The 17,035-nt window shown below is 74.3% G+C and carries 14 protein-coding genes; 8 read left to right on the forward strand and 6 right to left on the reverse strand.

Annotated features, from left to right (window positions below; translation table 11 throughout):
• Position 1 precedes the first annotated feature (1 nt).
• Genes HTV45_RS17035 through HTV45_RS17050 form a run of 4 tightly spaced genes read left to right on the forward strand, consistent with a single transcriptional unit; the run spans position 2 to position 3,413 of the window.
• Positions 2-907, forward strand: coding sequence for a DMT family transporter (locus HTV45_RS17035; RefSeq protein ID WP_215206643.1), 906 nt, complete (start codon positions 2-4; stop codon positions 905-907).
• A gap of 25 nt (positions 908-932) precedes the next feature.
• Positions 933-1,685 carry a polysaccharide deacetylase family protein gene (locus HTV45_RS17040; protein WP_215206644.1) on the forward strand — a complete coding sequence of 251 codons (753 nt, stop codon included), beginning with the start codon at positions 933-935 and terminating at the stop codon, positions 1,683-1,685.
• Positions 1,686-1,733: 48 nt separating this feature from the next.
• The gene (locus HTV45_RS17045; RefSeq protein ID WP_215206645.1) at positions 1,734-2,402 is read left to right on the forward strand and encodes a HEAT repeat domain-containing protein; all 669 of its coding nucleotides are present in this window, start codon (positions 1,734-1,736) and stop codon (positions 2,400-2,402) included.
• 6 nt (positions 2,403-2,408) lie between these two features.
• The gene (locus HTV45_RS17050) at positions 2,409-3,413 is read left to right on the forward strand and encodes a MerR family transcriptional regulator (RefSeq protein WP_215206646.1); all 1,005 of its coding nucleotides are present in this window, start codon (positions 2,409-2,411) and stop codon (positions 3,411-3,413) included.
• A gap of 159 nt (positions 3,414-3,572) precedes the next feature.
• On the opposite strand, the gene HTV45_RS17055 is transcribed toward HTV45_RS17050, so the two are convergent.
• From HTV45_RS17055 to HTV45_RS17070, 4 genes are all read right to left on the reverse strand, one after another.
• Positions 3,573-4,052 (reverse strand): NUDIX domain-containing protein, encoded by a 480-nt coding sequence (locus tag HTV45_RS17055; protein ID WP_215206647.1) that lies wholly within the window; start codon positions 4,050-4,052, stop codon positions 3,573-3,575.
• A gap of 135 nt (positions 4,053-4,187) precedes the next feature.
• On the reverse strand, positions 4,188-5,798 hold the full coding sequence (gene lnt / locus HTV45_RS17060) for an apolipoprotein N-acyltransferase (protein ID WP_215206648.1): 1,611 nt from the start codon (positions 5,796-5,798) through the stop codon (positions 4,188-4,190).
• Between the two features lie 613 nt (positions 5,799-6,411).
• Entirely contained in the window at positions 6,412-6,957 is a 546-nt protein-coding gene (locus HTV45_RS17065) for a hypothetical protein (RefSeq protein WP_215206649.1), read from the reverse strand.
• 50 nt (positions 6,958-7,007) lie between these two features.
• The gene (locus tag HTV45_RS17070) at positions 7,008-7,802 is read right to left on the reverse strand and encodes a glutamate racemase (RefSeq protein ID WP_215206697.1); all 795 of its coding nucleotides are present in this window, start codon (positions 7,800-7,802) and stop codon (positions 7,008-7,010) included.
• 39 nt (positions 7,803-7,841) lie between these two features.
• Between HTV45_RS17070 and HTV45_RS17075 the strand changes: the two genes are divergently transcribed.
• On the forward strand, positions 7,842-9,035 hold the full coding sequence (locus HTV45_RS17075) for a glycosyltransferase (protein ID WP_215206650.1): 1,194 nt from the start codon (positions 7,842-7,844) through the stop codon (positions 9,033-9,035).
• Positions 9,036-9,042: 7 nt separating this feature from the next.
• On the opposite strand, the gene HTV45_RS17080 is transcribed toward HTV45_RS17075, so the two are convergent.
• Positions 9,043-10,311, reverse strand: a complete 1,269-nt coding sequence (locus tag HTV45_RS17080; RefSeq protein ID WP_215206698.1) for a TerD family protein — start codon at positions 10,309-10,311, stop codon at positions 9,043-9,045.
• Positions 10,312-10,606: 295 nt separating this feature from the next.
• On the opposite strand from HTV45_RS17080, the gene HTV45_RS17085 reads away from it, so the two are divergent.
• The 3 genes from HTV45_RS17085 to HTV45_RS17095 all read left to right on the forward strand — a co-directional run bounded on the left by HTV45_RS17085 (position 10,607) and on the right by HTV45_RS17095 (position 14,580).
• Positions 10,607-11,035, forward strand: coding sequence for a DUF6643 family protein (locus tag HTV45_RS17085; protein WP_215206651.1), 429 nt, complete (start codon positions 10,607-10,609; stop codon positions 11,033-11,035).
• A 41-nt stretch (positions 11,036-11,076) separates the two neighbouring features.
• Complete coding sequence (locus tag HTV45_RS17090; RefSeq protein WP_215206652.1) at positions 11,077-11,931, forward strand: MOSC domain-containing protein; 855 nt, start codon at positions 11,077-11,079, stop codon at positions 11,929-11,931.
• A 219-nt stretch (positions 11,932-12,150) separates the two neighbouring features.
• Positions 12,151-14,580 carry a right-handed parallel beta-helix repeat-containing protein gene (locus HTV45_RS17095; protein ID WP_215206653.1) on the forward strand — a complete coding sequence of 810 codons (2,430 nt, stop codon included), beginning with the start codon at positions 12,151-12,153 and terminating at the stop codon, positions 14,578-14,580.
• Between the two features lie 10 nt (positions 14,581-14,590).
• Here the strand turns inward: HTV45_RS17095 and HTV45_RS17100 are convergent, their stop codons facing one another.
• Positions 14,591-16,816, reverse strand: a complete 2,226-nt coding sequence (locus HTV45_RS17100) for a hypothetical protein (protein ID WP_251692265.1) — start codon at positions 16,814-16,816, stop codon at positions 14,591-14,593.
• Positions 16,817-17,035: the final 219 nt, after the last annotated feature.

Genomic DNA, 17,035 nt, shown 5'->3' on the forward strand with positions numbered 1-17,035 from the left:
CGTGCCGGCCGTCGTCGTCCTGGCCCTGCTGGCGGCACTGGCCAACGCCGCCGCCTCGGTCCTGCAGCGGCGGGCCGCGGCGAACGAACCGGAGGGCGGTCCGGGCGTGCGCCAGGCCCTTCGCTGGCTCGGTCATGTGCTGAGAAGCCCCTACTGGGTGGTGGGTGCGGGGATGCTCGCGCTGACCACCGTGCTGCAGGCGGCCGCCCTGAGTCTGGGCAGCCTCGCGCTGGTCCAGCCGCTGATGGCCGCCGAGCTGCTGTTCACCCTCGTCGTCGGCAGCGCGGTCTTCCGCCGCCGTCCGGACCGCAGGACCTGGATGGCGTTCGCCGCCCTGGCCGCCGGGCTGGCGGCCTTCCTGACCTCCGCCGCTCCGGCGGCCGGCCGGGACACCGCGTCCACCGGGCAGTGGCTGCTGTCCGCCGCCGCGGTACTGGCCGGCGTGGTGGCGCTGGTGGCGACGGCCCGCGCGGTGCGGGGCGCGCCGCGCGCGGCGCTGCTCGGACTGGCGTCGGCCGTGTCGTTCTCGCTGACGGCGGCGCTGATCAAGGAGGTGACCGGCAGGTTCGGTGACGGCCTGACCACCGTGCTGGCATCGTGGCCCCTGTACGCCACCGCCGCCGTGGGGATCGTCGCCTTCCTGCTGCTCCAGAGTGCTTTCCGGGCCGGGACCCTGGCCGCGTCCCAGCCCGCCCTGACCCTCGGTGACGCGCTGACGAGCGTGGCGCTGGGGTGGGCGCTGTTCGGGGAACAGATCACCCTGGGGGTGCGGGTGGTGCCCGCCGTGATCGGTGTGGTGCTCATGGGCGCGGGCGCCGCCGGGCTGGCGCGTGCCCCGTCGGTCTCCGGAGACTGGGACACGGCGTCGCGGCGTCCGGGTACCGGCTCGCCCCGGCCACTGCGGTAGACGCGGGGAAGGGAGTCGGTATCCGATGGACACGTCCTGGCGTCAGTCCCCAGCCCGGCGCACGGCGGCCGCGCTGGCTCCGGTCGCCGCCGTCGCCGCGGCGCACATCGTCCCCGCCGCCACCTGGCTGCCCGTGGTGCGCCGCCGTTTCCCGCGTCTCGCCGGCACGGGACACCCCGGTCACGTCGCCCTGACCTTCGACGACGGCCCCGATCCCGAGTCCACCCCGCGCTTCCTCGACGCGCTGGAGGCGCTCGGGGTCCGGGCGACCTTCTTCGTCCTCGGCGACGGCGTCCTGCGGCACCCCTCGGTGGTGCGCGAGACCGTCCGCCGCGGGCACGAGGTGGCCCTCCACGGCTGGAGCCACGACCGCCCCTGGCTCCCCGGCCCGGTGGACGACGTGCGCGCCCTGCTGCGGGCGGCCGGCACGGTACGGGAGCTGACCGGCCACGACCCCCGCTGGTACCGCCCGCCCTACGGCATCCTGACCTCCGGGCGCTGGGCCGCGGCCCGCACGGCGGGACTGCGGCCCGTGCTGTGGACCGCCTGGGGCAGGGACTGGACGGCCGACGCCACCCCGGCCTCGGTGCGCTCCGCCGTCGCGGCCGGTCTGCGCGGCGGTGGCACCCTCCTCCTGCACGACACGGACAGGATGTCCGCCCCGGGCTGCTGGCGGTCCGCTCTGGGCGCCCTGCCCGGCATCGTGCACGCCTGCCACGCGGCGGGCCTGTCGGTCGGCCCGCTCGCGGAACACGGGGTACCGGGCGGCCGGGCTTGACCTTGACACCGTGACAAGGTCTTCACTGCGGTCAGGAGGTGGTTCTCGATGACCATGCCGGAAGAGGACCTGGACACGATGCGAGCCCTGCGAGGGCTGGAGAACGGCAATGCGTCGGTACGCCTGCGGACGACGATGGCGATGGGCAGCGCCCCGGACCCCCGGTTCGTCGACGCGCTCGTCGGACGGTGCGCGATCGAGCCTGACTTCCACGTGCGGGACATGCTCACCTGGGCGCTCACCCGCCACGCGTCGACCCTGACGGTCCCGCGGCTCGTCGGTGAACTCGGCTCGGCACGCGCACAGGCACGGAGCCAGGCATTGCACACCCTGTCCAAGATCGGGGACCGGCAGGCCTGGCCCGCGATCACACGTACGCTGCTGACCGACACCGACGACGAGGTGGCGCGCAGTGCCTGGCGAGCGGCGGTCGTTCTGGTGCCCGAAGGTGAGGAGGCCGGGCTGGCCGGAGTACTGGCGACGCAGCTCGGACGCGGCGGGCGTGAGACGCGGGCGAGCCTCAGCCGGGCGCTGACCGCACTCGGCGAGGTGATCGTGCCGGTGCTGCACGCCGCGATGACGGATCCCGGCCCCCGGGTGCGGCGGCACGCGATCGCCACGGAACGGCTGCTGCGCGACCCGGATGCCGGATTCGAGTCCGCGATCGAGGAGGCGAAACGCATCGTGGCCCTCGGTACGAGCGCCCAGGAGGAGTGACGGAGCGTGCTGATCGGTGAGGTGGCACGACGGTCCGGGGTCAGTGCCCGCATGCTCAGGCACTACGACTCGCTCGGCCTGGTGCACCCGACGGGCCGCACCGGGGCCGGCTACCGCGAGTACTCCGGCGACGACATGCGGCGGATCTTCCACATCGAGAGCCTGCGCTCGCTGGGGCTGTCGCTGAGCGAGATCGGGCGGGCGCTGGACGACCCCGCCTTCGAGCCCGCTCAGCTCGTGGACGACCTCGTCCGCCGGACACGCGACCGCATCGCCCGTGAGACGGAGCTGCTCACGCGGCTCCGCCGGATCGGTGCCGCCGAACCCGCCGACTGGGAGGAGGTCCTGCGGGCCGTCGCCCTCCTGCGGGCTCTGGGGTCGGAGAGTGCCGGGAGACGCCAGCGCGCGGCCCTGTCCTCGGCGACCGGAGGTCCGGTGCCGGCGGAGGCCCTGGCCGAGGCGGCGCTGAGCGAAACGGACCCGGTCGTCGCCGGCGCCCTCCGCTGGGCGCTGGCGCGGTCGGAGGACGGCGGTCTGGGCCTGCTGGCGGAAGGCCTCGGCTCACCCGAGGCGCAGGTGCGTACCCGCGCCGTCCGGTCCATCGCCGGGATGTCCGGCGCGGAGGCCGACGCACTGCTGCGGGAGGCCCTCACCGACTCCGAGGCCGCGGTCCGCAGGTGTGCGGCTCTGGCACTCGGGACACGGGGAGTGGCCGATGCGGCTCCGACGCTCATCGACATGGTCGTCCAGGAGGTCAATGACGTCGACGCGGCCGACGCGCTGAGCGTGCTGGCCCGTGATCCGGCGTCGGCCGCCCGGATCACCACCGAACTCGTCGGCCGTCTCGGCCGTGCCGGCACCGGCGCTCCCGCGCGCCGCCGATTGGCTCAGGCCCTCGCGGACATCCCGGGTCCGGCGGCGTCCCGCGCGCTCGCGCGGCTGTCGCGGGACGCCGACCGGGGTGTCGCGCTCACCGCCGCGTACGTGGTGGCGCTGCGCGACGCACGGTGAGGACCCGCTCCGCTCGCGCACCGGTGCGGCAGGAGCCGGTCCGGCGTCCCGTCGGTGTCCCCCGGTCGCCAGTCGTCGCCGAGGAGACGGCCGACGCGTTCCCGTCGCCGGGCGACCGTGCCGACGTGGACGGGGAGTTCTGTGGCCAGGCCCTGCGGTTCAGCCGCTTCCAGTGGCGTCGAACCATGTGGGCGCATCCGACATGGCCTGCTTGATCCGGAAGGTCGCGAACTCGTTCAGCTCCGGCAGCGCGTCCACGGCGAACCAGCCGACGTCCAGGGACTCGTCGTCGTTGACCCGCGCCTCGCCCCCGAGAGCACGGCAGCGGAAGGTGATGTCCATGTACTGACAGATGTCGCCGTTGCCGTAGGTCACCGGTCGCACCGCCTGCACCAGTACGACCCGCTCGACGGCGCAGCGCACCGCGGTCTCCTCCTCGACCTCTCGCACGGCGCAGGCCGCGGGCTGCTCCCCCGGGTCGGGGATGCCTCCGATCACCGACCATCCGCGGGTGTCCGACCGGCGGTTCAGCAGCAGCCGGCCCGCGTCGTCGAAGACGAGCGCGGTGACTCCGGGGAGCCACAGCAGCTGGTGACCGGCGGAGGCGCGCAGTGTGCTGATGAAATCGGGTGTAGCCATGCGCCGACCCTAACCGGCGCCGCCCGGCGCTCCCCCGGCACGTCAGGAGGACCTACCGCCCGCGCGTCACCGCGCACACGCACATCGCACACGGCGGTCCCGCACGGCACCGCGCGCACCCGAGGCGGCAGGGTCCTACCCGTCACCGGCGCGCCGTGCGCGCGCCCCGGCGGCGACGGCCCAGCCCACGCCGCCCGCGGCGGCGAGCACGAGCACGATCTCCGGGAGGATGCCGAGGCGGGTGGCGGGGGTCTGCGAGGAGCGCAGCGGCACCTCCTGCACCAGCGAGTCGGCCACGAACATGCCGGTCTTCTGCGCGACCCTTCCGTCCGGCATGATGACCGCGCTGACCCCGCTGGTCACCGGCACGGTCACCGCTCGGCTGTGCTCCACGGCACGGACCCTGGACATGGCGAGTTGCTGGTAGGTCATCTCGCTGCGGCCGAAGGTGGCGTTGTTGCTGGGCACCGAGATCAGCTGGGCACCGGCGGTGACCGTGTCGCGCACCGCCCAGTCGAAGGCGGCCTCGTAACAGGTGACCAGGCCGACCCCGACGCCGTTCATCCGGAACACACCGGGCTCACTGCCCCGGCTGAAGTCCTGGCGGACCATCGAGGTCCAGTCGTCGTTGATCGCCCCGACCAGGGAGCGCAGCGGCAGGTACTCGCCGAACGGCTGGATCTGCCGCTTGTCGTAGGTGTCGACGGGGCCCTTCACCGGGTCCCAGAGGATCTGTTCGTTGAGCAGTCTGCCGTCCCTGGTGACCACGCCGCCGACCGAGATGGGCGCGCCGACGGCCTCGGCCGCCTTGTCGATGACGGCGCGCGCGTCGGCGTTGGCGAAGGGGTCGATGTCGGAGGAGTTCTCCGGCCACAGCACGACGTCCGGCCGCTCGGCCCGCCCCGCCGCGACCTCGGCGGCCAGGCGTTCCGTCTCCCGCGCGTGGTGGTCGAGGACCGCGCGCCGCTGGGAGTTGAAGTCGAGACCCAGGCGGGGCACGTTGCCCTGGATGACGGCCACGGTCGCGGTGCCGGTCTCCGCCCTGTCGTCGACCAGCGTCCTGGCCGCGAGCGCCGCGGCCCCCGGGACGACGACGCTCAGCACACCGACCACCGCCGCGGCCCGGCCCAGGGTTCCGGTACGGCGGGTCCGCACGGCGAGCCGGGCGATCTCGTACAGGCCGAAGCCGCACAGCACGACGGCGAAGCCGAGCACCGGGGTGCCGCCGAGCGCGGCGAGCGGCAGGAACACGCCGTCCGCCTGGCCGAACGCGGTCTTTCCCCAGGGAAAGCCGCTGAACGGCACACGCGCGCGTGCCGCCTCGCCGGCGATCCACAGTGCCGCCGCCCACACCGGCCACCCGGGCAGTCCCGACACCGCGGCGACACCGGCGCCGACCGCCGCGACGAACACCGCCTCGATCACCACCAGGGCGATCCACGGCCCGGGGCCGACCTCCACACCGGTCCACACCAGCAGCGGCAGCAGGAAACCGAGGCCGAAGAGGTACCCGAGACCCAGTGCCGCCTTCCAGCTCCGCCCGCGCAGCACCCAGCCGAAGACGGCGAAGGCGGGCAGGGCCAGCCACCACAGGGTGCGCGGCGGGAAGCTGACGTAGAGGAGCAGGCCCGCGAGCGCGGCTGCGGCGGCCGGAAGGAGACGCACCAGCCGCCCGCCCCGCGCGGGGGGCGCGGTCTGCGCGGACGTCGGGCCGGACTCGCCGACGGAGGTTGCGGTGACGGTCACTCCGGGAGTCTACGGCGCCCGGCCCGGCGGCCGACAGCACGGTCCGCCGGGCGGGAGGGCCACCGTGGGGCACGGCCGTCTCCGGGGGCGGGCGGCGTGCGGCATCGTTTCCGCGGGACTTGTCACCACACATCCTCAAACCGGCCACCAGCCGTTACGGTGTGCCGGTGCCCTGATCGCGCGGCCCGTCCCGGTGCCGGCGGCCGGGGCCCGTCACAGGCCGGGGGCGACGCGGTGCGGACGACACGGTCCGCGGCGCGGGGGCCGCCGCCCGCGCGGAGACCGGCTGACCCGGTGCCCGGCCCGGCCGGCCGCGCCCCGCTGCCTCGCGGTCCGGGACCGTCGGTCCGGCCGTCTGCCGGAGCACCGCGCCCGATATGACGCTCATTCGTCGTCCCTTCGTCGTCGGACACCACACCCTCGACGACCCGACGGCCGAACCCGCGAGCGACGGACATCCCGCCCCGCGCGGCGGCCTTATACGCCGTGATCGGCTAGGGGGAGCTGTGTTTCGCCCCCGCCGTCCCTTCCCGTCCCGAAAGCGGGACTCCGCCCCGGACCCCGCTCCGCAGACGCCGGAGGGGCCGAGGTCAGCGCCCCGGCGCCGCGCGGTTCAGTGTTTCGTGCCCGGTCTGCGGGGGCGGAGGCGGTCGCGGATGACGCTCACGGCCGCTTCCGCGTCGTCCACGGTGACCGTGAAGGTGTGACCGTCCCACAGCTGCAGGACGACTCCCTCGCCGCGGCGCACGACGACCGCCGTGCCCTTCTCGGGCCGCCAGCGGTATCCCCAGCCGCCCCAGTGCCGCGGGGTGACGTGCGGGGCGAACTCCGCGCCGGCCACGTGCGACAGCGGGATGCGGCGGCGTGGCAGGCCGATGTGCCCGCAGCGCACCTCCAGATGGTCCTCGTCGACCCGCAGCGCGACATGCACGAACGCCAGGGTGCCGAACAGGACGAGCAGCCCGGCGGCGATGCAGCCGACGACGGCCATGGCCAGCGGAGCGACGCCGGTCGTCCACGCGGAGTCGACGGCCAGCGCGATCCCGAGCGCCATGCAGGCGGCGCCGATCAGCGCCAGCAGCCACTGGAAGCGACCGGTGGCGCGACCGGTCCAGACCTCGGTGTACGGGGCGGGCTCACCGTGTCGGGGGTCCCTCATGGCTTTGAGGTTACTCAGGATTCTCCGGGTCGGTACCGCGTGGCACGGCGTTACTGGGCCGTACGGGCGGGAGCGAGCCGCTGGAGCAGCCTGCCTTCGGCGTAGGTGAGGGCGGTGAGGGGGAGCGTGCCCTCGCGTCCGCTCAGCAGCGTCGTCAGGGTGCCGCTCGCGGGTGCTCCGGCGGCGGGGTGTTCGCCGAGGCGGCGCAGTGCCTGGGCGGCCACCGCCCCCGCGGAGCCGTGCAGGGCGAGCGCCGGGCGGCCGGGGCGCTGCACGGCGGCCCGGATGCGCTCGCCCACGAGTTCGTAGTGGGTGCAGCCGAGGACCACGGTCGTCACGTCGTCGGGGGTGAGCGCGGCGGCCGCGGCGACGGCGGCGTCGATCGCCGTCTCGTCGGCGCGCTCCACGGCCTCGGCGAGCCCCCGGCACGGGACCTCGGTGACGGTCACGCCGCCGGCGAAGTTCTCGATCAGGTCGCGCTGGTAGGGGCTGCCGGTCGTGGCGGGCGTCGCCCAGATCGCGAGCGGTCCGCCGCCGGCCGCGGCCGGCTTGATCGCCGGGACGGTGCCGATGACCGGCAGTGCGGGTTCGAGGCGGGCGCGCAGGGCGGTGAGGGCGTGCACCGTGGCGGTGTTGCAGCCGACGATCAGTGCGTCGGGGCGGTGCGCCGCCGCGGCCTCGGCGACGGCGAGGGCGCGTTCGGTGAGGTCCTGCGGAGTCCTCGGTCCCCAGGGCATGCCGTCGGGGTCGAGGGAGAGGACGAGATCGGCGTCGGGGCGCAGACGCCGTACCGCGGCGGTGGCCGCCAGCAGCCCGATTCCGGAGTCCATGAGCGCGATCTTCACCCGGTCACGATAGACGATGAGCCGCTCGGCGGCCGGGCCGTGGGGGACACTGCGCACGTGAGCGCCATCGTGTGGAGTGCCGCCGGATCACTCGTCGCCTGGCTGTGGCTGCTGCTCTGCCAGGGCTGGTTCTGGCGTACGGATGTCCGGCTTCCGCCGCTGCGGGACCCGGACGACTGGCCGGACGTGTGTGTCGTCGTTCCCGCACGGGACGAGGCGGAGGTGCTGCCCGCGAGCCTGCCGTCGGTGCTCGCCCAGGACTATCCGGGCCGGGCCGAGGTCTTCCTCGTCGACGACGGCAGCACGGACGGTACCGGGGAGATCGCGCGCGAGCTCGCGCGGCGGCACGGCGGACTGCCGCTCACGGTGGGCTCGCCGGGAGATCCGCCGGCCGGCTGGACCGGCAAGCTGTGGGCCGTGCGGCACGGCATGGCGCTGGCACGCACGCGTGACCCGGAGTACCTGCTGCTGACGGACGCCGACATCGCGCACGCCCCGGACAGTCTGCGCCGGCTGGTGGCGGCCGCCCGCGGCGGTGGCTTCGACGTGGTGTCGCAGATGGCCCGACTGCGGGTGGAGAGCCGCTGGGAACGCATGGTCGTGCCGGCCTTCGTCTACTTCTTCGCGCAGTTGTATCCGTTCCGCCGGATCGGCGGGGACGGGACCCGCACGGCGGCCGCGGCCGGCGGCTGTGTGCTGCTGAGCGCCGGGGCGGCCGCGCGGGCGCGGATCCCGGACGCCATCCGGCAGGCCGTCATCGACGACGTCGCCCTCGCCCGCGCGGTCAAACGGAGCGGTGGCCGCGTCTGGCTGGGTCTCGCGGACGGGGTGGACAGCGTGCGTCCGTATCCGCGGCTGCACGATCTGTGGCGCATGGTGTCGCGCAGCGCGTACGCGCAACTGCGGCACAGCCCCCTGCTGCTGCTGGGCACGGTCGCCGGGCTGGCGCTGGTGTACTTGGTACCGCCCGTGGCGGTGGCCGCGGGCGCGGTGACGGGGAGCGCGGGCGCCGCGGTCCCGGGCGCCGCGGCCTGGCTCGTGATGTCGGGGACGTACGTCCCGCTGCTCCGCTACTACCGGCAGCCGCTGTGGCTCGCTCCCCTGCTGCCGTTCACCGCGGCGCTGTACCTGCTGATGACGGTGGACTCGGCGGTACAGCACCACCGGGGACGCGGTGCGGCCTGGAAGGGCCGCACCTATGCCCGTCCGACGGCCGTGCGCGACGAGGGCTGAGCGGCCGTCACTTGCGTCCGGGGGTCCAGTTCATGCCCCATCCGTAGGCGTGATCGACGGTGCGCTGGGGGCTCACCCCGCGCTCCGGGACGAGATAGCGGGCCTCCCGCCGGACGACGAGTTCACCGCCGCCGGTGTTGGTGATCAGGGCGAGCGCGCAGACCGTCGAGGGGACCGTGCACTCGTCGAGGGAGAAGTCGATCGCCGCGCCGTGCTGCGGCTGCAGGGTGACCGTGGCGTTCAGATCGGCGAAGGAGCGGGCGCCCTCGTAGATCGTGACGAAGACGAGGACGCGCCGGAGCTGGTGTTTCTGGTCGAGGTTGACGGTGAGGTTCTCACCGGTCGACACCGCGCCGGTGCGGTCGTCGCCGTCCAGGTGGATGAACGGCGACTGGTGCAGGGATCCGAAGGCGTTGCCGAGGGCCTGGACGACGCCCTTCCTGCCGTCGGTGAGTTCGTACAGGGCGCACAGGTCGAGATCGAGGTCGGAGTGCATGGCGACCGACCGGCCCAGTTTCCCGGCCCAGCCGGAGAACTGTTTGCGTACCTGCCAGTTGAGGTTCACGTGCAGGGCGCCGGAGGTACCGCCCTGTTTGGTCAGCGAGACCGAGGGGGCGGCCTTGGTGAGCGTGACCTTGGTCAGGCGGACCGGAGCGGGGGCGGCGGCCGGCGGGGGCGGGGCGGCCGGCGGAGCCGGAGGCGCGGTGACCCGGGGCGGCGCAGCCGACGGCACCGGGGCCGGCGGGGCGGGGCGTGGCGGTTCGTCCACGCTGATGCCGTAGTCGGTGGCGAGGCCCCCGAGCCCGCTGCTGTAGCCCTGGCCGACGGCGCGGAACTTCCAGGCGCCCTGGCGCCGGTAGAACTCGCCGAGCACGAACGCCGTCTCCGTGGTGGCTCCCGCGCTGTCGAAGCGCGCCGCCACGGTGCCGCTCGCCGCGTCCTTGACCTCGACGTACAGATCCGGGACCTGGCCGAACGCGCCGCCGTCGCAGGAGGCGGCGAGGATCACGGTCTCGATGCCGGATTCCACGCGCGCGAGGTCGACGAGCAGGGTGTCGGTGGTCCGGCCTCCGGTGTCCCGCTTGCCCTCGTGCCGGACGGCGCCGGAGGAGTGGGCGGGCTGGTTGTAGAAGACGAAGTCGCTGTCGGAACGGACCTTCCCGCCGGCCAGCAGCAGCGCCGAGGCGTCCGCGTCGGGCACGCCGGGGCCGGAGCCCCAGCCCACCTCCACCCTCAGTGCCGTGGCCGGCACCGGCGTGTTCGATCCTTTCGACATTGACATGTTCGCCCCCATCGCGGTTGACCTCGCGCCGGACCGGCTCCCGGCTTCCGTCGTTCTTCGTCCGCACAACCTATTCCCCCGGGCCGGGAACTCCCACGGGGAGCCCGGGAAACCGCGGGTCGACCGCCGGTAACCGGTCCGGAACTCGGCCTTTACACGAAATATGCTCAGCGGATTGCCCGTTTTCCCCATGTTCGCTCATATTAGCGATCCCGGGTCACGGAGGCCGCAGAAAACAACCCTCTTACCGGTCTCCCCAAAAGCACATCGTGGGCTTAACTTATGTGCCATGACCTCCCCCCGCTCCACGTATGGCGGCGGCTACTACTCCGCCTCCTTCCCGGACACTCCGATCTACGACTCGCTCGTGGCCGAGCGGGGCACCCCGCAGATCGCCCCGATCCGGGTCCCCGCCGCGTACGAGGCGCCGGTCAGTCATCTGCCCGCGCTTCCCTCGGCGTTGCCCGCCCTCCCGGCGGCTCCCTCCCAGTCCGCCTACGGCTATCCGCAGGCACAGCAGCCCGCGCCGCTGCAGCACGCGCACACCGCCTACATCCCGCAGCAGACCACCGCGCCGCGCGGCTACCCCGGCCCCCAGCCGCAGCCGCCGCGTCAGGGCCCGCCTGCCGGTTACGAGGCGATGCGCCCCGCGGCTCCCCGGCCGGCTCCCGCGCCGTACCAGGAGCCGTACAACAGCCAGCAGTACCGCGGGTACTGAGCCCTCCCGGGGCCGTCGGTGCCGGATGGCACGATGGCCCCATGGGAAAGGCGCGCCTGCACTCGATCCACGTTCATCCGGTCAAGGGCTTCCGGAGCCTGCCGCTCCGGGAGGTCGCCGTGGAGCCCTGGGGTCCGGCCGGGGACCGGCGCTGGATGCTGATCGACGACGGGGGAAAGGTCGTCACCCAGCGCCGCCATCCGCGTCTGGCCCTGGCCGCCGCCGAGCTCCTGCCCGGCGGCGGTGTCCGGCTGTCCGCGCCCGGCTCCGGCGCGGTGACGGCCCGCGTGCCGGCGCCCGGCAGGACCCTCCCGGTGGTTCTCTTCGGTGACAAGGTCGAGGCGGTGCCGGCCGAGGACGACGCGGTGCACGCGTGGTGCAGTGCCCACCTCGGCGTCCCGGTGCGGCTGGTGCATCTGGACGACCCGGCCACGCGCAGACCGGTGGATCCCGATTTCGCCCTGCCGGGCGAGACGGTCTCGTTCGCCGACGGCTACCCGCTGCTGCTCACCACGACGGCCTCCCTCGAGCGCCTCAACGCCCTGATCGCCGAGGGGGAACACCGGGCCGAGGGCCCGCTGCCGATGAACCGCTTCCGGCCGAACGTGGTGATCGAGGGCACCGACCCCTGGGAGGAGGAGCGGTGGACGCGCGTCACCATCGGTGAGGTGCCCTTCCGCGTCGCCAAGCCGAGCGGCCGGTGCGTGGTGACCACCACGGACCAGCACACCGCCCGGCGCGGGAAGGAGCCCCTGCACTCGCTGGCCGCCCGCCGGCGGCCCGACGGCAGGCTCGTCTTCGGGCAGAATCTGGTGCCCCTCTCCCCCGGCACCCTCAGGGTCGGCGACCGTGTCGAGGCCGGACGGCGGTCGCCGGACGGGCCCGCGGACGGCTGACCGTCCGGACCGGGCCCCGCCGCCGTCACGTCCGCCCCGGACCCGGCGTGGGACGCAGCGGCCCCGGGGCGGAACCGGCAGCCGGCGGCGTTCCCGCTCCGGTCAACCCGGTGTCCGTGCGCACGCTACGGTGGTCCGGCCGAACCGATCGGCGAGGAATGGCGAGAACACGGGCGGGAACGAGCCATCAGTACGACAGGGTGGGGGCACAACTCAGCCATGGCACAGGGCACGGTCCAGGTGACGCACACCGGCACATCGAGGTGGCGCCGCCGCACGGGTGAGTACGCGTCGCTCGCCGCCGCCCTGGAGGCCGCGGCCGAGGGCGACATCCTCACTGTCGCCCCGGGCACCTACCGGGAGAATCTCGTCGTCCAGCGGGCGGTGACGCTGCGCGGCCCGGAGGGCTCGCCCGGCTCGGTGCGCATCGCGCCCGTGGACGGCGTTCCGCTGACCGTGCGCGCCTCGGCGGTGGTGCGGGACCTGCATGTGGAGGGCCAGGACGCCACCGCCCCCGCCGTGCTCGTCGAGGAGGGTACTCCCGAGCTGCTCGACGTCCGCGTGGTCACCCGGTCCGCGGCCGGCATCGAGGTGCGCGGGGGTGCCCGGCCCTCGGTGCGCCGCTGCACGGTCGACAATCCGGCGGGCGTCGGCATCGCCGTACTGGATGGTGCGGGTGGGGTCTTCGAGGAGTGCGAGGTGGTCGCCGCCGGACAGGCGGGCGTCGCCGTGCGCGGCGGTGCCCACCCGCGGCTGGAGCGCTGCCGGGTGCATCACGCCGCGGGCTCGGGCCTGACCGCCACGGGGGAGAACTCGGCGCTCGAGGCGGTGGGATGCGAGGTCTACGAGGTGCGGGGCAGCGGTGTCCAGGTCACCGCCCGCGCCACCGCGCACCTCACCGACTGCGACGTGCACCGTACGACCGGGGACGGGGTCACGCTCGACACGGACGCGGCGCTGACACTGGCCGACTGCCGGATCCACGACATCCCGGAGAACGCGGTCGATCTGCGGTCCCGCTCGGTTCTCACCCTGACCCGCACCAGCGTGCGCCGGTTCGGCCGCAACGGTCTGTCGGTGTGGGACCCGGGCACCCGCGTGGACGCCAACCAGTGCGAGATCTTCGACAGCACGGGCGACTACCCGGCGGTGTGGGTGAGCGACGGCGCCACGGTCGTACTGGACTCCTGCCGGGTCCACGACGTGCCCGACGCGCTGTTCGTCCTCGACCGCGGTTCCCGCGCGGATGTCGTGGACAGCGATCTGTCGCAGGTGCGCAACACGGCCGTGTCGGTGAGCGACGGCGCCACCGCACAGCTCGACGACTGCCGCATCAGCGAAGCGGCGACGGGCGCCTGGTTCCGCGACCACGGCAGCGGCGGCACGCTCAGCAACTGCACCCTGGAAGGCACCCAGACCGGGGTGATCGTCACCAAGGGAGCCGACCCCACCGTCGAGCGCTGCACGGTCGGTTCCCCCGCCGAGGCCGGCGTCTACGTCTCGGCCGGCGGCCGCGGCACCTTCGTGAGCTGCCGGGTCACGGGCAGCGGCGGCTACGGCTTCCACGTGATCGACGGGAGCCGTACGACGCTGCGGAAGTGCCGTACGGAGCGCTGCGCGCGGGGCGGTTACGAGTTCGCCGAGGGCGCGGACGCGGGATCCGGCGGTCCGCTCGTCGAGGACTGCACGAGCGACGAGAGCGGCAGCCCGAGCACACCCGCGGCGCCGGAGCCGGCCGTACAGGCGACGAGCGGTCCCACCGGCCTGCTGGGCACCGTTCCGGCCGCCCGGACGGCCCGGCCGGCACCTGCCGCCCCGCCCGCCGCCGAACCGGACACCCGCACGTCCAAGGCCGTGCTCGGCGAACTCGACGCGCTGGTGGGCCTGGAGAGCGTCAAGCGCGAGGTGCGCGCCCTCACCGACATGATCGAGGTGGGCCGGCGCCGGCAGCAGGCGGGACTGAAGGCGGCGTCGGTCAAACGGCATCTGGTCTTCACCGGCTCTCCCGGCACCGGCAAGACCACCGTCGCCCGTCTCTACGGCGAGATCCTCGCTTCCCTCGGAGTGCTGGAGCAGGGACACCTGGTCGAGGTGTCCCGGGTGGACCTGGTCGGCGAGCACATCGGTTCCACGGCGATCCGCACCCAGGAGGCCTTCGAGAGGGCGCGCGGCGGTGTGCTGTTCATCGACGAGGCGTACGCGCTCTCCCCGGAGGACGCCGGGCGTGACTTCGGCAAGGAGGCCATCGACACCCTGGTGAAGCTGATGGAGGACCAGCGGGACTCGGTCGTGGTGATCGTGGCCGGTTACACGGCGGAGATGGAACGGTTCCTGTCGGTCAACCCGGGTGTGGCGTCCCGTTTCTCACGGACCATCACCTTCGGCGACTACGGCCCCGACGAACTGCTGCGGATCGTGCGGCAGCAGGCCGAGGAGCACGAGTACCGGCTGGCGCCGGGCTCGGCCGAGGCACTGCTGACGTACTTCACCGAGATGCCCAAGGGGCCCGCGTTCGGCAACGGACGCACCGCGCGGCAGACCTTCGAGGCGATGGTCGAGCGGCACGCGAGCCGGGTCGCCCAGCTCGACGAGCCGACCACCGACGATCTGACCCTCCTCTACTCCGAGGATCTGCCGCCGCTGCGCTGAGCGGGGCACCTCAGGCGGCGGGGCCGCCGGGCTTCCCCGTCTGCCGCGGGGCCGGCACCCCGGCCCGCAGGCGGGCGAGCAGCCGGCCGCGCTCCTCGGCGAACGCGGGGTCGGCCTGGTAGTCGGAGTGGCCGAGGATCGGTGCGGGCAGCGGATGGTGCTCGGTGCGCCCGTAGGCGAGGGGGTCCTGGAGCGCGGGCCGGTCCACACCGGGGCCGTGGTCGCCCGGCAGCAGCACGGGACCGCCGATGGGGTCGGTGCGCCGGTAGAGGTTGCGCCAGCAGTCGACCTCCTGGTGCAGGAACCCGAGCGCGTCGGGGCCGAAGTGGGCGGGGAACCAGCGGCCGTACAGCCGTTCCAGCGGGGAACCATAGGTCAGCAGCGCGACGCGCCTGCGGGTGGCGGGCGGCAGCTGCCAGGCCGCGGCGGCGGCGAGGACGCTGCCCTGGGAATGGCCGGAGAGCACCAGCCGTCCGCCGGTGGACCGGGTCCAGGTGGCGATCCGCCAGGTCAGATCGGGCACGGCACGTTCCGCGTAGCAGGGCGGCGCGAAGGGGTGGGCGGCGCGCGGCCAGAATGTGCCGACGTCCCACAGAATGCCGATGGTGCGCCGCGCGGAGGCGTCCTTGTACGCGCGGCGGCCCCAGGTGACGAAGAGTATGAAGCCGAGTCCGATCAGCCAGGACCCCAGCGCCTGCGCGGTCTGCGCCGCGCCGTGGACGACGCCGTGCGAACCGGCCGTCGCCTCGCCGGGGGTTCTGTCGGTGACGAACGCGCCGGCAAGGGCACCGGCGCCCAGCAGGAGGGTGGCGGCGGAGGTGACGGCGAGGATGCGAGGTCCGCGGTCGGTGAGGGCGGCCATCGCGCGTACCGAGGCGATACGGCGGGTACGGCCGGAGTCGCCGGTCTCGCCGGCGTACTCGCGCTCCACCGCGGCACGTTCCGCGCGGGCGAGGTGCACGGCGCGCCGGGCGAGCCAGCCGCACATCACCAGCAGCAGGACGAGCAGCGGAGGGATCACCGAGGCCTGCCAGGTGAGCAGCACCGGCGGTCCGGGCATCGAGGCGCCGGTACCGTCCAGCCAGTCGGCGACCCGCTGGGAGACACCGCCGGACATGACACCGCCCAGCGCGCAGGCGAGCATGGCGACGGCGGGTCCGGCCAGGCCCCGCATGGCGGCGCGCCGGTCGGGGTCGGTGCGGTACAGGGTGTGGGCGGCCCCGGCGAGGACGATCACCAGCAGGCCCTGTGCGAGGGCCAGGGCGCCGAAGGCGGCGTCGCCCGGCAGCCGTCCCGACGACTCCCATCCGGGGCGTTCCCATCCGGCGTACAGCACGGCGAGCGCGAGCAGGACGAGAGCGGTGAGGGGCAGCCACCGCACCAGGCGGCGGTCGAGCACGCCGTCCGGCCGGCGCTCGCTGCGGCCCCGGCGGCAGACCACCCAGACGACCGCGCCCGCCCCGGCGGCCAGCAGCGCCTCGAGCAGCACGCCGAGGAAGGACAGGACAGCGGGGCCGCCCGGCTCGCGGTCGTACCGGGCGGCGGCGGAGCCGACGGCGGCGGCGACCGTCAGGAGCCCGGCGGCCGTGTGCGCGGCGCGCAGCCGGGCGACCAGGCGCCGGCCGTACCAGAACCCGGGCCGGTTCAGCGCGGTGGGGGCGCCGTCCTCCCGGGGTTCGGGGTCGGCGCCGATCGGCTGCTGTGATTCGTAGGCGTTCCAGGTGCGCAGGGACAGGAACCACAGCAGGCCGGTGAGGGCGGCGGGTACCAGGGCGGCGAGGGCGAGCCGGCGGCCCGGCGCGCTCCACCAGCCGCTGCCGGAGAGTCCGGGGGAGAGGAAGCCCAGCCAGGAGTGCCGGTCGGCGCACGCGCGGGTGCCCGCGCACTGCCATGCGGTCAGGTCGAGGGCGACCTCGCACGCGGCCGCGACAAGCAGCACCGTCAGGCTCAGTCCGGCCAGTCGCACCAGCAGGCCGTAGAGCCGGACCGTGCGCCGGCGGCCGCGGGCGGTGGGGCGCATCCAGTGGGCGAGGTTGACCACCATGAAGGGCAGCAGCAGGAGCCACAGGGCGCGGGTGCCGTTGCCCGAGGTGAGGTTGCACCAGACGTAGGCCTCGGGGACGGGCCGCTCCCGGCGGCCGGCGGGCCGGCCTTCCGCGTCGGCGTCGCCGGCGCGGCGGAACACGGCGGCGACGTCGTCACCGGTGACCCGGACCGTGCGCGGGTCGTCGAGCATGGCCTCGGGGGTGGTGCCGCCCACGCCGTGGACCAGGAGTTCCAGCGCGGCCGTGGACTCCCCCGGCCGGGTGCCGGGACCGTCGCCGCTCTCCGCCGGTCTGTGCTGCCGCGCGCTGTCCACCGATTCGCACTTCCCCCGTGACGCCCCGTCGACTCCGTCCGTGCGGGCCAGGATCTCCCGCGAGGGGACGGCTGACACCTGTCGTCACGGAATTTC

This window comes from Streptomyces sp. CHD11 (assembly GCF_018638295.1).
GTDB lineage: Bacteria > Actinomycetota > Actinomycetes > Streptomycetales > Streptomycetaceae > Streptomyces.

Excerpts from the sequence above, each read along its gene's own strand:
- HTV45_RS17040 (WP_215206644.1), top strand. The coding sequence starts at position 933 with ATGGACACGTCCTGGCGTCAGTCCCCAGCCCGGCGCACGGCGGCCGCG.
- HTV45_RS17045 (WP_215206645.1), top strand. The coding sequence starts at position 1,734 with ATGACCATGCCGGAAGAGGACCTGGACACGATGCGAGCCCTGCGAGGG.
- HTV45_RS17055 (WP_215206647.1), bottom strand. The coding sequence starts at position 4,052 with ATGGCTACACCCGATTTCATCAGCACACTGCGCGCCTCCGCCGGTCAC.
- HTV45_RS17065 (WP_215206649.1), bottom strand. The coding sequence starts at position 6,957 with ATGAGGGACCCCCGACACGGTGAGCCCGCCCCGTACACCGAGGTCTGG.
- HTV45_RS17080 (WP_215206698.1), bottom strand. The coding sequence starts at position 10,311 with ATGTCGAAAGGATCGAACACGCCGGTGCCGGCCACGGCACTGAGGGTG.
- HTV45_RS17085 (WP_215206651.1), top strand. The coding sequence starts at position 10,607 with ATGACCTCCCCCCGCTCCACGTATGGCGGCGGCTACTACTCCGCCTCC.
- HTV45_RS17090 (WP_215206652.1), top strand. The coding sequence starts at position 11,077 with ATGGGAAAGGCGCGCCTGCACTCGATCCACGTTCATCCGGTCAAGGGC.
- HTV45_RS17095 (WP_215206653.1), top strand. The coding sequence starts at position 12,151 with ATGGCACAGGGCACGGTCCAGGTGACGCACACCGGCACATCGAGGTGG.
- HTV45_RS17100 (WP_251692265.1), bottom strand. The coding sequence starts at position 16,816 with ATGCTCGACGACCCGCGCACGGTCCGGGTCACCGGTGACGACGTCGCC.